This window comes from Rhizobium sp. WSM1328, from assembly GCF_057653715.1.
In genome coordinates this window covers 2,120,719-2,135,422 of the sequence record NZ_CM172788.1, presented here as the reverse complement: position 1 = coordinate 2,135,422, position 14,704 = coordinate 2,120,719, and the positions used below count along the sequence as shown (strand labels likewise).

Sequence of the window (14,704 nt, the reverse complement as noted above, 5' to 3'; positions counted from 1 at the left end):
TCCCAGGGCTGGCTTTCCTGTGGGTTCTTAAAGGTTTGACGACAACGGTGCCTGCGAATCTGCTAGAGCATGATGCCGAAAAGTGTACGCGGTTTTCGGACGACATCATGCTCTATTTCTTTGATGTAGATCAGGAAACAGGTTTTAGGCCGATCGGGCCTAAAATCATCCTGATCTAGAGACGGGCCGGGAATTTGTAAGGGGAATTGGACGTGCAGGTTGGCATCGATATGGGATTGGCGTCCGGCGCTCCGGCGACGCTCGATATCGAGGAGCTGCTGGCGACACGTCTGCTCGTGCAGGGCAATTCCGGCTCCGGAAAATCGCATCTTCTGCGCCGTCTGCTCGAGCAATCGGCGCAATGGGTGCAGCAGGTCATCATCGATCCCGAGGGTGATTTCGTCACGCTCAGCGACAGGTTCGGCCACGTCGTCGTCGACGGTGAGCGCACAGAGGCGGAGTTGGCGGGCATTGCCAACCGCATCCGTCAGCATCGCGTTTCCTGCGTGCTGACGCTCGAAGGCCTCGATCTCGAAGACCAGATGCGCGCCGCCGCCGCCTTCCTCAACGGCATGTTCGATGCCGATCGCGAATACTGGTATCCGGTTCTCGTCGTGGTCGACGAGGCGCAGATGTTTGCGCCGTCGGTCGGTGGCGATGTCTCGGAAGATGCGCGCAAGATGTCGCTCGGCGCGATGACCAATCTGATGTGCCGCGGCCGCAAGCGCGGCCTTGCCGGCGTGATCGCGACGCAGCGGCTTGCCAAGCTCGCCAAGAACGTTGCGGCTGAGGCCTCGAACTTCCTGATGGGCCGCACCTTCCTCGATATCGACATGGCGCGCGCCGCCGACCTGCTCGGTATGGACCGGCGCCAGGCCGAGATGTTCCGCGACCTGAAGCGCGGCAATTTCGTCGCTCTCGGACCCGCGCTGTCGCGCCGGCCGCTGCCGATCCAGATCGGCGCGGTGGAGACCTCGGCGCGCTCCTCCAGCCCGAAACTGATGCCGCTGCCGGATGCGCCGCAGGATGTCGAAGACCTGATCTTCACGCCCGATCCGGAGGAATTCCAACGCCCGCTGGTGCGCCGCGCCCCGCCGGCGCCACGGCCGACGACCGATATTCTGGCCGAACTCTCGCGCTCAACGCCGGCTGCATCGGCCGTACCTGCGGAGGCGAGGGCGAGCCAGGTGGAAGTCTCCGCCGAGGAGCGGGAGGAGCGCCTTGCAGGTGTGCTGGCCGAGATACTGGACGATCCGGCATCCGCCTTCCGCACCGATTCGGTGCTCTACCAGGACTTTCTGGTAAGGCTGCGCATGCGTCGCGTGCCGGGACCGCCGATCGCGCTGCCGGATTTCCGCCGGCGCGTGGCGATCTCGCGCTCTGGCGTCGATGCGGCAACGGCCGCAACCGATGCCTGGGCGACGGCGCTGTCGCTGTCTTCAGGTGTCACCGACGACCTGCAGGGCGTCTTCCTGATGCTCGCCAAGGCCGCCGTCTGCGGCGAGCCGTGCCCGTCGGACGCCCGCATCGCCCGTGCCTATGGCACCCATTCCGCCCGCCGTGCGCGGCGCCTGCTCGGCTATTTCGAGGAGCAGGGCATCATCGTCGTGCACGCCGATTTTTCCGGCAAGCGTATCGTCGCTTTCCCTGATATGGACTGCCAGACGGCGCCGGGCGACGCCAACGCACCTGATGCTGGCGGGGACCCACGGCTGGCGGCGGAATAGTGGTGCTTTCGAGCTTTGCCGCTGTTGACAATTTCATGACGGCCCTCTAAAGACCGCCGCAAGCACCGGGCAGCAATGCCCGGTGTTTCATTTGACATGTCCCGTGGATCGTTCCTGTTCGCTAACCGGAACATCCTGTCAGGTCTCGGAAAAGACCAGAGGAGGGCGTGTTTCCTTCGTGCGGTTTGGCAACAAGCCGTCATAAACCTTTGAAAGGAAATACGATGAGCAAGCGCGAATCGTCCAAGTACAAAATTGACCGCCGTATGGGCGAAAACATCTGGGGCCGTCCGAAGTCCCCGGTAAACCGCCGCGAATACGGCCCGGGCCAGCACGGCCAGCGCCGCAAGGGCAAGCTTTCGGACTTCGGTGTGCAGCTGCGCGCCAAGCAGAAGCTCAAGGGCTACTACGGTGACCTGCGCGAAAAGCAGTTCCGCGCGATCTTCGCCGAAGCCGACCGCCGCAAGGGCGACACTTCTGAAAATCTGATCGGCCTGCTGGAATCGCGCCTCGACGCAATCGTCTATCGCGCCAAGTTCGTTCCGACGGTCTTTGCTGCCCGCCAGTTCGTCAACCATGGCCACGTCTCGGTCAACGGTGTGCGCGTCAACATCGGTTCCTACCGTTGCAAGGCCGGCGATGTCATCGAAGTTCGCGAAAAGTCGAAGCAGCTGGTGATCGTTCTGGAAGCCGTCAGCCTCGCAGAGCGCGACGTTCCTGATTACATCGAAGTCGATCACAGCAAGATGGTCGCAACCTTCGGCCGCGTTCCGACGCTCAGCGACGTTCCGTTCCCGGTCGTCATGGAACCGCATCTGGTCGTCGAATTCTACTCGCGTTAATGCATTCGTCTCGCAGTCGAAACCGATTGCGAGACAACAGCATGCGTCGATATACGGAAAGCCGCTCTTTCGAGCGGCTTTTTTGCGATCTGGAGAGAAGCAATGGCAGATTTGCAGGCGACCCTCGATAGCATCTACGCCGATATCCAGCCGCGGATCGGCGAGGGCAAGGTGGCGGACTATATTCCGGAGCTCGCCAAGGTCGACCCGAAGCAGTTCGGCATGGCGATCGTCACCGTCGACGGCAAAGTCTATCGCGTCGGCAATGCCGATACCGCCTTCTCGATTCAGAGCATATCGAAGGTCTTCATGCTGACGCTGGCGCTCGGCAAGGTCGGCGAGGGGCTGTGGAAGCGGGTCGGGCGCGAACCCTCGGGATCGGCTTTCAACTCGATCGTCCAGTTGGAGCATGAGAGCGGCATCCCCCGCAACCCCTTCATCAATGCCGGCGCGATCGCCGTCAGCGACGTCGTCATGGCCGGCCATGCGCCGCGCGAGGCAATCGGCGAGCTGCTGCGCTTCGTGCGTTATCTCGCCGATGACGAGTCGATCACCATCGACGACAAGGTGGCGCGCTCGGAAACGCAGACGGGATACCGCAATTTCGCGCTTGCCAACTTCATGCGCGCCTACCGCAATCTCGACCATCCGGTCGACCACGTGCTCGGCGTCTATTTCCATCAATGCGCGCTGTCGATGAGCTGCGAGCAGCTCGCCCGCGCCGGGCTGTTCCTGGCGGCGCGCGGCAGCAATCCGACGACCGGCCATTCGGTGGTCTCGCCGAAGCGGGCGCGTCGCATCAATGCGCTGATGCTGACCTGCGGCCATTACGATGGCTCGGGTGACTTCGCCTATCATGTCGGCCTGCCCGGTAAGAGCGGCGTCGGCGGCGGCATTTTTGCGGTGGCGCCGGGCATTGCCTCGATCGCGGTGTGGTCGCCGGGGCTGAACAAGGTCGGCAATTCGCAGCTCGGCGCCGCGGCGCTGGAAATGCTCGCAGCCCGCACCGGCTGGTCGGTTTTCGGCGATTGATGCTGTGTTGCCAGGCAGCTTTCTGCTAGAGCAAATGTGGAATTTCTGTAGGACGAAGCAATGAATATCGCAGCCAACATCGCCGATGATTTGGAAACCGGCGAAGCCGACACCAGCGGCCATGCGCTGTTTGCCGATGCACCGCGCTCGGTCTCCTTCAACAAGCTGCGCAAGCGGCTGCTGCGGCAGGTGCGCCAGGCCTTCGACGATTTCGACATGCTGAAGGGCCAGAAGCGCTGGCTGGTCGGCCTTTCCGGTGGCAAGGACTCTTATGGGCTGTTGGCGCTGCTGCTCGATCTCAAATGGCGCGGCTTGCTGCCGGTCGAGCTCATCGCCTGCAATCTTGACCAGGGCCAGCCGAACTTTCCGAAACACGTTCTGCCGGATTATCTTAACAAGATCGGCGTCCGCCACCGGATCGAGTATCGCGACACCTATTCGATCGTGAAGGAGAAGGTGCCTGAAGGCGCCACCTATTGTTCGCTCTGTTCGCGGCTGCGGCGCGGCAATCTCTACCGTGTCGCGCGGGAAGAGGGTTGCGATGCGCTGGTGCTCGGCCATCACCGCGAGGACATTCTCGAAACCTTCTTCATGAATTTCTTCCATGGCGGCCGGCTCGCCTCGATGCCGGCGAAGCTTCTGAACGACGAGGGCGATCTGATGGTGCTCCGTCCGCTCGCCTATGCCGCTGAGGACGACCTCGCGAAGTTTGCCGTCGCTATGCAGTTTCCGATCATCCCCTGCGATCTCTGCGGCTCGCAGGACGGGCTGCAGCGCAATGCGATGAAGGATATGCTTGCCGATATCGAGCGGCGGATGCCGGGCCGCAAGGATACGATGCTGCGGGCGCTTTCGCATGTGAACCCGTCGCATCTGCTCGATCCGAAACTCTTCGACTTTTCCACCCTTGGTGTCACCGATCCTTCATGAAAGGCCAGCTATGCAGGCAGGCTATTGAATGAGGCAGGATTTCGCATGACTATTTCAGATCAGGATATTCTCTTTCTCGGCGATTGCGTCAGAGAGGCGGCGCAAGCCGAGATCATGCCGCGTTTCCGCAATCTCGGCGCTGCCGATGTTTCGGAGAAGACTTCGGCAATCGATCTGGTGACGCAAGCGGATCTGCTTGCCGAACACCGGATCACCGCGGCGCTGAGAGAGCGCTTTCCCGCAGCACTCGTCGTCGGCGAGGAGGCTTATGACGCCGACCGGTCTGTCGTGCCGGCACTTGCCGATGCCGAGCTCGCCTTCGTCATCGACCCTGTCGACGGGACGTTCAATTTCGCCGCCGGGCTTCCTGTCTTCGGGACCATGTTGGCGGTGACCGTCCGGGGCGAGACGGTCGCCGGCATCATTCACGATCCTGTTCTCGGTGACACGGTGACCGCGATCAGGGGGGCAGGCGCCTTTCTGACGCGTCGGGACGGGCAGTCGACAAAGCTGAAAGTCGCTGAGCCTGCTAGCCTGAACCAGATGGTCGGTGGCCTGTCATGGAGCCACATGGACGAACCGGATCGCGCGCGTATCTGCGCCAACATGGCGAAGATCCGGATGACCTTCGCCTTCAACTGCTCGGCCTACGAATATTGGATGGTCGCCTCCGGCAAGCTGCATTTCATCGGCCATGCGAAGCTGATGCCTTGGGATCACCTGGCCGGGGTGCTCGCGCATCAGGAGGCCGGCGGCCATACGGCGAAATTCGACGGCACGCCCTATCGCCCCGGCGAGACCGTGGGCGGTATCATCTCCGCGCCCGACAAGGAGAGCTGGCAGCTCATCCGGCGCGAGATCGTCGGCATCTGATTCAAGGTTCTTCTGAGAGACCCAAGCGTGAGGATTTGACATGACTTCGATTGTCGACGCGACCCTTCTTGCCGATTTGCTGCGCCGCGCGGCAAAGGCGGAGATCCTGCCGCGCTTTCGCCGGCTCAGCCAGGCCGACGTACGCGCCAAGAGCGAGGCGACCGATCTCGTCACCGAAGCCGATGAGCAGGCCGAGCGCATGATCAAGGCGGAATCTGCGCAACTCTGGCCGGGTGCGCTGTTCCTCGGCGAAGAATCGGTCGCGGCCGATCATGATTTGCTCGGCAGGCTCGAGCATGCCGATCTCGCGATCGTCGTCGATCCGGTCGACGGCACGTTCAATTTCGCCTCCGGCATCCCGGCCTTCGGCGTCATGGCATCCGTCATCTCCGGCGGCGAGACAGTTGCCGGCATTATCTACGATCCGATGGGCGACGACTGGGTGATGGCCGAAAAAGGCGGCGGCGCCTGGCTGCGGCGGCCGGATGGCGGCGCCGAGCGGCTGTCGGTCGCAGCTCCCGTGGGACTGGAGCATATGGTCGGCATGGCCTCGACAGGCTACCTGCCGCAGGAGAAGCGGGCCGAAGTGCTCGCCAATCTCGCCAAGGTGCGCTTCCTCACCAATTACCGCTGCGCCGCCCACGAATACCGCACCTTTGCCGGCGGCCATGTGCATTACCTCATGTACAACAAGCTGATGCCCTGGGATCACCTTGCCGGTACGCTGATCTCGCAGGAGGCGGGCGCCTATGCGGCGCGCTTCGACGGCTCGCCCTACCTGCCGCATCATCTCGATGGCGGGCTGCTGATTGCGCCCGACAAGGCCTCGTGGGAGGTGTTGCGGCGTGAGGTTTTTACGGTCTGAACCCGCCGTTCCGGTGAGCTTCAGACTGCTGAGACGGTTGTCTAACTCCTCTTTCGTCATGCTCGGGCTTGTCCCGAGCATCTGCAATTTGTTGATATGCAGCAGATCCTCGGCACAAGGCCGAGGATGACGTCGAGTGAAGAACGTTTGTCAACAAACTAAACCCGCCGGGTCCAGCATTGATCCCATTTCAGAAATGCGCCGCACCCGGATCGAGCTGCGGGCTGTCGCCTGGATGGGTGAAGAGCTTGCCGTTTTCGGCCCAAAGGGTGGCTGCGATCGTCACCGCGCCGAAGAGCGCGAAGCCGCCGAAGAGCGGCTGCACCGTGCCGTTGAACATCTGGCCGACCAGGCCGCCGAGGATGGCGCCGGCCGTCGTCGAAACGAAGCCGGTGATGGCGGTCGCCGTGCCGGCGAGATTACCCATTGGCTCGAGGCAGATGGCGGTGAAATTGGTGGCGATCAGGGCAAACATCATCAGCACGATGGTGAAGATGCCGTAGGCAATGGCGAAATCGGGCTTGCCGGCCAGCGAATAAAAAAAGCCGACAGCCGATAGCGCCGTGAAAATCAGCAGGGCGGCGTGCGAGATGCGGCGCATGCCGAATTTGCGGACGAAGAAGCCGTTGGCGAAATTGGCGACGGCGATGCCGCCAGCGGTGGCCGCAAAAGCGATCGGCAGCCAGTCGCCAAGGCCGTAGACCTCGCCGAAGACCTGCTGCACCGAGATCACATAGGCGCTGATGACGCCGGTGAACATGGTGAGGCCGATCATGTAGCCGCAGGTGATGCGGTTGGTGAGCACGGTCTTGAAGCCATCCACGACAGAGGCGACCGACAGCGGCAGCCGCTCTTCCGGCGGCAGCGATTCCTTCAGCCGCAGGAGAGCCCAGACGAACAGAATGGTGGCGATGATGCCGAGCAGGATGAAGATCCAGTGCCAGTTGGCATAGAGGATAATGAGTTGGCCGACGGATGGGGCAACGATCGGCACGATCATGAAGACGATCATCACATAGGACATGACTCGGGCCATTTCGCGGCCACCGAAGCAGTCGCGCACCATGGCCATGGTGGTGATACGCACGGCCGCACCGCCAATACCCTGGACAAAACGCATGACGAGCAGCATTTCGAAGCTGCCGGTCGCTGCGGCGGCAAACATTCCGACAATATAGCAGGCCAAGCCGCCGAGCAGGATGTTGCGGCGGCCGAACGTATCCGAAAGGCTGCCGAAGAAGATCTGCGAGACGCCGAAGCCTAAGAAGAACACGCCGATGATCAGCTGCGCGTCGTTGGTATTGGTGACGCCGAGGGAATGGCCGATATTGGGCAATGCCGGTAGCATGCTGTCGATCGCCATAGCGACGCTGGCGGTCATGATGGCGATGGTGACGACGAATTCGCCAAAGCCCATGCCGATGCGGCGGGAGCCCTGGTTTTCCTGGTGCGGTTTATGCGGCGGCGTCATGTGGTGAAATCCCGGATGCGAATGAGGCCCGCCGTTCAGACGGCTGGGTTCTGCGATTGGAAGAGGCGGCCCTTTTCGGCGATCAGCACGAAGACGAGCCCGATGATCGACACGGTGAAATAACCGGCGACCATCGGCAGCGCAGTGCCGTCGAAGGCCTGGCCGATGCCGGCGCCGATAATGGCGCCGCCGACCGTGCTCATGAAGCCGAGGACCGAGGAGGCGGTGCCGGCGACGTGGCCGAGCGGCTCCATGGCGAGCGAATTGAAGTTCGAGCCGATCCAACCGAACTGGAACATGGAAAGGCCGAAGAAGGAGATGAACAGAGCGAAGGGCATCGGCTCGGTGCTGGCCAGCTGGACAATCAGCCAGATGGTGTTGATGGCGATGAAGCCGATGAGCGAGCCGTGCGACAGGCGGCGCATGCCGAGCTTGCCGACGAAGCGCGAATTGAAGAAGGACGACAGCGACATGAAGATCGCCACGCCGGCGAAGGCGAAGGGGAAATAGACGCCAAGATCGTAGATGCCGACATAGACCTGCTGGGCCGAATTGATGAAGCCGAACAGCGCGCCGAAGATGAAGGTGCTGGCGATGGTGTAGCAGAGCGCGACGCGATTGGTCAGGACCAGCTTGAAGGCGCCGAAGATCGAGCGGGCGGTGAAGGGCCTGACATTGGCGGGATGCAGGGTTTCCGGCAGGCGCAGATAGGCCCAGACGGCGATAGCGGTCGCCATGGTGGCGATGAACAGGAAGATCAGGTGCCAGTTGCCGAAGAACATGACGATCTGGCCGGTGCCGGGCGCAATCACCGGCACGATCATGAAGACCATCATGATCAGCGACATGACCTCGGCCATCTGCCGTCCACCATAGATATCGCGGACGATGGAGATGGTAATGACGCGGGTGGCCGCCGAGCCGATGCCCTGGACGAAACGCAGCACCAACAGACCGGCGAAGGAGGGAACGAAGACGATGCCGATGGCCGAAACGATATAGACGACGAGGCCGAACAACAGCGGCGTGCGGCGGCCGAAGCGGTCGGAAAGCGGTCCGTAGAAAAGCTGGGCGCAGCCGAAGCCGAGCAGATAGGAGGAGACGACGAATTGCCGGTGGTTCTCGCTCTCGACGCCGAGGCTCGCGCCGATCTGCTGCAAGGCCGGGAGCATGATGTCGATCGCCAGCGAATTGATGGCCATCAGGAAGGCGGCGAGCGCGATGAATTCTCGCTTGCCCATGGGCAGGCGGCCCGCGGACACGGCTTGTGAAGAATCTGTCACAATGAAATTCCCATAAACAGGTCAAGGCGCTGCTAGCCGCAGCGCCTCGAACTCAAGAAACAGATTTGGAAACCGGGCGGACGTCCGGTGACCGGTCAGGAGGCGGCGCGCACGGCGATGCCATTTTCCTGGAGATGCTGCTGCAGTTCACCAGCCTGGAACATTTCCCGGACGATGTCACAGCCGCCGACGAACTCGCCCTTTACGTAGAGCTGTGGGATCGTCGGCCAGTTGGAATATTCCTTGATGCCCTGGCGGATTTCCGAATCGGCGAGCACGTTGACGCTCTTGTAATCGACGCCGATGTAATCGAGAATCTGCACGACCTGGCCGGAGAAACCGCACTGCGGAAACTGCGGCGTGCCCTTCATGAAGAGGACGACGTCGTTGCTCTTGATTTCGTTGCCGATGAATTCGTGAATGCCGCTCATGGGACCTAATCCTTTCAACAGGCGGGTTAAAGGCCCACCGTTTCAATCGTTGCCTTTAGATAGCATGCGACAGCAGGAATTCCAGCCGCCCGAACCAAAAAAAGACCAGTTCGGGCAGGCCGCTGCCGGGTTGTTGCCGTCGCGTTACGGTCGACGGGCGAGATAGATCTGAATCTGTTCGATTTCCACATCGGTGAAATGGCTGAAGTCCCATTGGGAAACCTCCGTCATCACGCCGAGATCGCGGCCGCCGACACCCTTGCCGGTGCGCAGCAGCGTCTTGAAATCGGCAGCCGAATAGGATTGCGCCAGCGGCTTAAGCGCCGGCGCCAGGAAGGCTTCCGACTGTTTTGCCGTATCGAGATTGTGGCAATGGCCGCAACCCGTCTTGAAGGTATATTCGCCGATATCGGCCGGGCGAGTGGCGGCAGGGGTGATGACAGCCGGTACCAGATCGGCTTCGAAAGGGATCTTGTCGAGCGCCAGGCCGATGCGTCCGAGCGGCCCCCACTGTGTCGTTCCCTCGACGGCGTCGGGCAGTTGCTTCAGACTGCGCAGCCAGGTGATGATTGCCGCCATGTCGTCGTCGCTGATATTGGCGAAGTTGCTCGCCGGCATGATGACGGCACCGGTGCCGTCCTTCTTGACGCCATGGCGGATGAGGCGAACGAGTTCGGCGTCGCTGTACATCGGCACGAAGCGGGTCATGTTCGGCGCGACGATCCGGCCGACGCCCGGCTCATCGAGCAGCACATAACCGGCGTCGTGATGGCAGCCGCCGCACATCAGCGTGCGGGCGCGGCGTTCGGATTCTTCCGCAGACAGCGTCGTCTTGACGGTGAAATCGGTCGCTGCGACATCATAGGTCCTGGAGAGACGCATCTCCGACAGGGCATAGACGCCGGCAACGGCGATGAGACAGATCGCGACGACTGCCGCGAGAATGATTTTCACAATGCGCATCATCGGTTCAGGCCCTCAATAGCGCCGCAGAATTCGTCCGAAACCGCTCACTTTTGATCGTGCCTTAGCTGCGTCGCTGGCGGCTGCGGCCGGCGGCGGTGCGGCGCTTGCTGACCTGTTTGCGAGCGGGCTTGGACTTGGCCGAGGTCGTCTTGCGCGCAACCTTCGTTGTCGCGGCGGGGCGTGTCTTATGTCTTTTGCGCTTCGTCGTGACGCGGCCGGTGGTCTTCTTCAGGATCTCCTTCAGCACGCTGTCGACGACGCCTGATATCAATTCTTTGACTAGGTCGGCCACAAAACCCCTCCGTTCGTGATGGAAACGACATGGCTGCTATTGAATTCCGGAAGAGTTCGGTTAGCAAGACGGCTTCGAGACCATAGCTGCTTTTTTGCTGATATCAGTGGCGCAGCAATATGCCGGCTATTCGCCCGGCCGGAAGAGTGGAATGAAACTGATCGAGAAGCGGGTCGTCCTGCATTTCACGGGCTTCGAGCCGCTCGACGGCGTTGCCCACAGGGCACGCTACGAGCGCTCGGCCAGGCAGAGTGCCGCCGTCTGGGGCTATTCGGTCGAGACGGGGGCAGCAGACGAGGGGAGCGATCCGGTCAGTTTCGAGGTGATGACGGCTGGGGCGTTGGCGGAGCCCGAATCAGAGACCGGTTTCCCCGGCTGGCAGACGAAGAGCCGGATTCACATGGTCGATCACGACACACTGGTGCGCAAGCTGCGTGCCGGCAACACGCTGAGCCAGATCATTGCAGGCTTCCGAAGCTGCGCCGAGATCATGCTTGAAGGCGGGATGCGGGGATATTTCCACCACGCCTGGCGCTTCGGCCTGTTCTTCCTCTTCCCGTTCCTGCTGACGGCGCTGGCGATCGCGCTGACGGCGCAGATCGCCATCTTGCCCTATGCTCTTAGCTTTTCGCCATGGCACATGCTCTGGAGCGGGCCGCTGGCGCTCTGTTTCTTCATCTTCGCCTTCCTGCCGTTTTCCGAACGCTTCCATACGCTGCATCTCTTTGCCGATTGGAAAATGGCCGTGGCGCTCGGCCGCATGGACCAAGCCGATTTCAACGGCTGGCTGGAAGACCAGGCCATTGCGGTGCGCAAGGCGCTTGAGGAAGAGGCGGACGAATATGTGATCTCCTCGCACAGTATGGGATCGAGCGTCGCCGCCCATGTCATCGGCATATTGCTGGAAAGAGAGCCGGAGATATTCAAAGGCAAGCGCGTGGTGTTTGCCACACTCGGTAGCGCCATCCTGCAATGTGCGCTCATGTCATCGGCCACGCTGCTTCGCGCCCGCGTCGGGCTGATCGCCCGCTGTCCCGAGATTTCCTGGCTCGACGTGCAGTGCCTGACGGATTCGATCAATTTCTACAAGGTGCCGGTCGTTGCCGTCTCCGGCCATCCGGATGCACCTCACGCGAAAATGATCCTGATCCGCGTCAAGCAGATGCTGACGCGCGAACACTACCGCAAGATCCGCAAGGACCAGCTGCGTGTCCACCGGCAATATGTGCTTGGGCCGGACCTCAAGGCATCGTTTGATTTCACGCTGATGACCGCGGGACCGATGCCGGCCTCGGTCTTTGCCGATCCCGACGAAAAGAGAATGCCCGGCTGAGGGCCGGGCATCGTCATCCGGATTGCGTCTGGCTCTATTCCGGCGCGGAGGTCTGGAGGGCCAGAGCGTGCAGTACGCCGCCCATATTGCCCTTCAGCGCCTCGTAGACCATTTGGTGCTGCTGCACACGGCTCTTGCCGCGAAAGGCTTCGGCGACGACTTCGGCGGCGTAGTGATCGCCGTCGCCCGCCAGATCGCGGATAGTCACTTTGGCACCGGGAATCCCAGCCTTGATCATGTCTTCGATATCGCCGGGTTTCATGGCCATGATCGTTACTCCTTGCGCATCATTCCGCAGCGGCAAGTTCGCCGCGGCCTTCCATGAAATCAGGGAACCATGATTCATGGGCATCGCGCAATTGCTGAATCGGCAGCAAGATGAGATCGCCAACGACGAGCGCCGTTCCTCCGACCGTGCCGAGACGGCGGAAGGGAACGCCGCCACCTTCTGCATTGACGCAGACGAAATCGGCGACATCGGCAGGCAAGGTCAGGACGTAGCGCGCCTGATCCTCGCCGAAGAGCAGCGCATGCGGTTCACCCTTGCCTTCGCTCAGATCGATCGTCAGGCCTTTGCCTGAGGCCATCGCCATTTCGGCGAGCGCCACGGCAAGGCCACCGGAGGAAATGTCGTGGCAGGCGGTTGCCTGGCCGTTGCGGATGACGGAGCGAACGAAATCGCCGTTGCGGCGCTCGGCAAACAGATCCACCTCCGGTGCCGGACCTTCGCGGCTGGAAAGCACGTCGCGGAGATAGACGGACTGGCCGAGATGGCTGCCGTCGACGCCGATCATGATGACCTTATCGCCATCGTTGGCGCTGCCGATGCGGGCCATCTTGCGCCAATCCGGCAGCAGGCCGACGCCTGCGATCGTCGGGGTCGGCAGTATGGCGACACCGTTGGTCTCGTTGTAGAGCGAAACGTTGCCGGAGACGATCGGGAAATCGAGCGCGCGGCAGGCCTCGCCGATACCCTTCACCGCCTGAACGAACTGGCCCATGATCTCGGGCTTTTCGGGATTGCCAAAGTTCAAATTGTCGGTGGCGGCGAGCGGCTCGGCGCCTGTCGCGGTGATGTTGCGCCAGCATTCGGCGACCGCCTGCTTGCCGCCTTCGAAGGGGTCTGCCTCGACATAACGCGGAGTAACGTCGGAAGAGAAGGCGAGCGCCTTGGAGGGATGGCCGTCGACACGCACGACGCCGGCATCGCCGCCCGGCAGCTGCAGCGAATTGCCCTGGATCAGCGTGTCGTATTGCTCATAGACCCAGCGGCGGCTCGACTGGTTGGCGGAGCCGACGAGTTGCAGCAGCGCCTGGCCGTAATCCTCGGGTGCGGCGACGAGATTGGCGGGCAGGGGGCCATGCTTGCCGGATTCGCGCCAGGGGCGGTCATATTCCGGCGCCTGGTCGCCGAGATCCTTGATCGGCAGGTTGGCGACTTCCTCGCCCTGATGCATGACGCGGAAGCGCAGGTCGTCGGTCGTCTTACCGACGATAGCGAAATCGAGGCCCCACTTGACGAAGATCGCCTTGGCTTCCTGTTCCTTCTGCGGCTGCAGCACCATGAGCATGCGCTCCTGGCTTTCAGACAGCATCATCTCGTAGGCCGTCATTCTCTCTTCGCGCACCGGCACCTTGTCGAGCTCGAGCAGGATGCCGAGATCACCCTTGGCGCCCATTTCGACGGCGGAGCAGGTAAGGCCGGCTGCACCCATGTCCTGGATGGCGATGACCGCCCCGGTCTGCATCAGCTCGAGGCAGGCTTCCAGCAGGCATTTCTCGGTGAAGGGGTCGCCGACCTGTACGGTCGGGCGCTTCTCTTCAATCGATTCGTCGAATTCGGCCGATGCCATCGTCGCGCCGCCGACGCCGTCGCGGCCGGTCTTGGCGCCGAGATAGACGACCGGAAGACCGACGCCCTTGGCTTCGGACAGGAAGATGGCGTTGGATTTGGCGATGCCGGCGGCAAAGGCATTGACCAGGATATTGCCGTTGTAGCGGGCGTCGAACTCGACCTCACCGCCGACCGTCGGTACGCCGAAAGAATTGCCGTAGCCGCCGACGCCGGAAACGACGCCGGAAACGAGATGGCGGGTCTTCGGATGATCCGGCTCGCCGAAGCGCAGCGCGTTCATCGCGGCGATCGGGCGCGCACCCATGGTGAAGACGTCACGCAGGATGCCGCCGACGCCGGTCGCAGCGCCCTGATAAGGTTCGATATAGGAGGGGTGGTTGTGGCTCTCCATCTTGAAGACGACGCAATCGCCGTCATCGATGTCGACCACGCCGGCATTTTCACCCGGGCCCTGGATGACACGCGGCCCCTTGGTCGGCAGCGTGCGCAACCATTTCTTCGAGGATTTGTAGGAGCAGTGCTCGTTCCACATGGCCGAGAAGATGCCGAGCTCGGTGAAGCTCGGTTCGCGGCCGATCAGATCCAGAATACGCTGGTACTCGTCAGGCTTCAGGCCATGGCGTGCGATGAGTTCCGGCGTGATCGGGATGGTGTTTGAAATGGTCATGAGCGGAAAGTCCCTGGCGCGTTTTGCGCTGTCTTTAGCTTATGTAGCGACGGCGCGCGACAGGAAAATGCCCGCCGTCAACAGAGGGCGGGCGACTTCTTTGTCTTGGGTAAAGGCGGCTGCTTCTCAAAGTCTGT

General features: G+C 61.9%; 14 protein-coding genes. 7 read left to right on the top strand and 7 right to left on the bottom strand.

The genetic code is table 11. The features are described 5' to 3' along the window. Positions 1–212: 212 nt before the first annotated feature. The 6 genes from AC2444_RS10940 to AC2444_RS10915 all read left to right on the top strand — a co-directional run bounded on the left by AC2444_RS10940 (position 213) and on the right by AC2444_RS10915 (position 6,269). Entirely contained in the window at positions 213–1,727 is a 1,515-nt protein-coding gene (locus tag AC2444_RS10940; RefSeq protein ID WP_012757646.1) for a helicase HerA domain-containing protein, read from the top strand. Between the two features lie 224 nt (positions 1,728–1,951). Then, positions 1,952–2,569: a 30S ribosomal protein S4 gene (gene rpsD, locus AC2444_RS10935; protein WP_012757645.1), complete on the top strand. Its 618-nt coding sequence runs from the start codon at positions 1,952–1,954 to the stop codon at positions 2,567–2,569. Positions 2,570–2,671: 102 nt separating this feature from the next. Next, positions 2,672–3,601, top strand: a complete 930-nt coding sequence (locus AC2444_RS10930; RefSeq protein WP_012757644.1) for a glutaminase — start codon at positions 2,672–2,674, stop codon at positions 3,599–3,601. A gap of 60 nt (positions 3,602–3,661) precedes the next feature. Continuing rightward, positions 3,662–4,531 carry a tRNA 2-thiocytidine(32) synthetase TtcA gene (gene ttcA, locus AC2444_RS10925; protein ID WP_012757643.1) on the top strand — a complete coding sequence of 290 codons (870 nt, stop codon included), beginning with the start codon at positions 3,662–3,664 and terminating at the stop codon, positions 4,529–4,531. 45 nt (positions 4,532–4,576) lie between these two features. Next, on the top strand, positions 4,577–5,404 hold the full coding sequence (locus AC2444_RS10920) for an inositol monophosphatase family protein (protein WP_012757642.1): 828 nt from the start codon (positions 4,577–4,579) through the stop codon (positions 5,402–5,404). A 40-nt stretch (positions 5,405–5,444) separates the two neighbouring features. After that, on the top strand, positions 5,445–6,269 hold the full coding sequence (locus AC2444_RS10915) for an inositol monophosphatase family protein (RefSeq protein ID WP_012757641.1): 825 nt from the start codon (positions 5,445–5,447) through the stop codon (positions 6,267–6,269). Positions 6,270–6,459: 190 nt separating this feature from the next. Here the strand turns inward: AC2444_RS10915 and AC2444_RS10910 are convergent, their stop codons facing one another. The 5 genes from AC2444_RS10910 to AC2444_RS10890 form a co-directional block, all read right to left on the bottom strand. Beyond that, complete coding sequence (locus AC2444_RS10910; RefSeq protein WP_012757640.1) at positions 6,460–7,740, bottom strand: multidrug effflux MFS transporter; 1,281 nt, start codon at positions 7,738–7,740, stop codon at positions 6,460–6,462. Between the two features lie 35 nt (positions 7,741–7,775). After that, entirely contained in the window at positions 7,776–8,981 is a 1,206-nt protein-coding gene (locus AC2444_RS10905; RefSeq protein ID WP_012757639.1) for a multidrug effflux MFS transporter, read from the bottom strand. A gap of 137 nt (positions 8,982–9,118) precedes the next feature. Further along, a complete protein-coding gene (gene grxD / locus AC2444_RS10900; protein WP_012757638.1) occupies positions 9,119–9,454 on the bottom strand; it encodes a Grx4 family monothiol glutaredoxin in 336 nt (111 codons plus the stop codon). 144 nt (positions 9,455–9,598) lie between these two features. Then, complete coding sequence (locus AC2444_RS10895; protein ID WP_012757637.1) at positions 9,599–10,420, bottom strand: c-type cytochrome; 822 nt, start codon at positions 10,418–10,420, stop codon at positions 9,599–9,601. A gap of 61 nt (positions 10,421–10,481) precedes the next feature. Beyond that, the gene (locus tag AC2444_RS10890) at positions 10,482–10,712 is read right to left on the bottom strand and encodes a hypothetical protein (RefSeq protein ID WP_012757636.1); all 231 of its coding nucleotides are present in this window, start codon (positions 10,710–10,712) and stop codon (positions 10,482–10,484) included. 151 nt (positions 10,713–10,863) lie between these two features. Here AC2444_RS10890 and AC2444_RS10885 point away from each other — a divergent pair, with 151 nt between their 5' ends. Continuing rightward, positions 10,864–12,045 carry a hypothetical protein gene (locus tag AC2444_RS10885; protein WP_012757635.1) on the top strand — a complete coding sequence of 394 codons (1,182 nt, stop codon included), beginning with the start codon at positions 10,864–10,866 and terminating at the stop codon, positions 12,043–12,045. A 34-nt stretch (positions 12,046–12,079) separates the two neighbouring features. Here the strand turns inward: AC2444_RS10885 and AC2444_RS10880 are convergent, their stop codons facing one another. Beyond that, a complete protein-coding gene (locus AC2444_RS10880) occupies positions 12,080–12,313 on the bottom strand; it encodes a BolA/IbaG family iron-sulfur metabolism protein (protein ID WP_003540079.1) in 234 nt (77 codons plus the stop codon). 19 nt (positions 12,314–12,332) lie between these two features. Then, positions 12,333–14,567 carry a phosphoribosylformylglycinamidine synthase subunit PurL gene (gene purL / locus AC2444_RS10875; RefSeq protein WP_012757634.1) on the bottom strand — a complete coding sequence of 745 codons (2,235 nt, stop codon included), beginning with the start codon at positions 14,565–14,567 and terminating at the stop codon, positions 12,333–12,335. Positions 14,568–14,704: the final 137 nt, after the last annotated feature.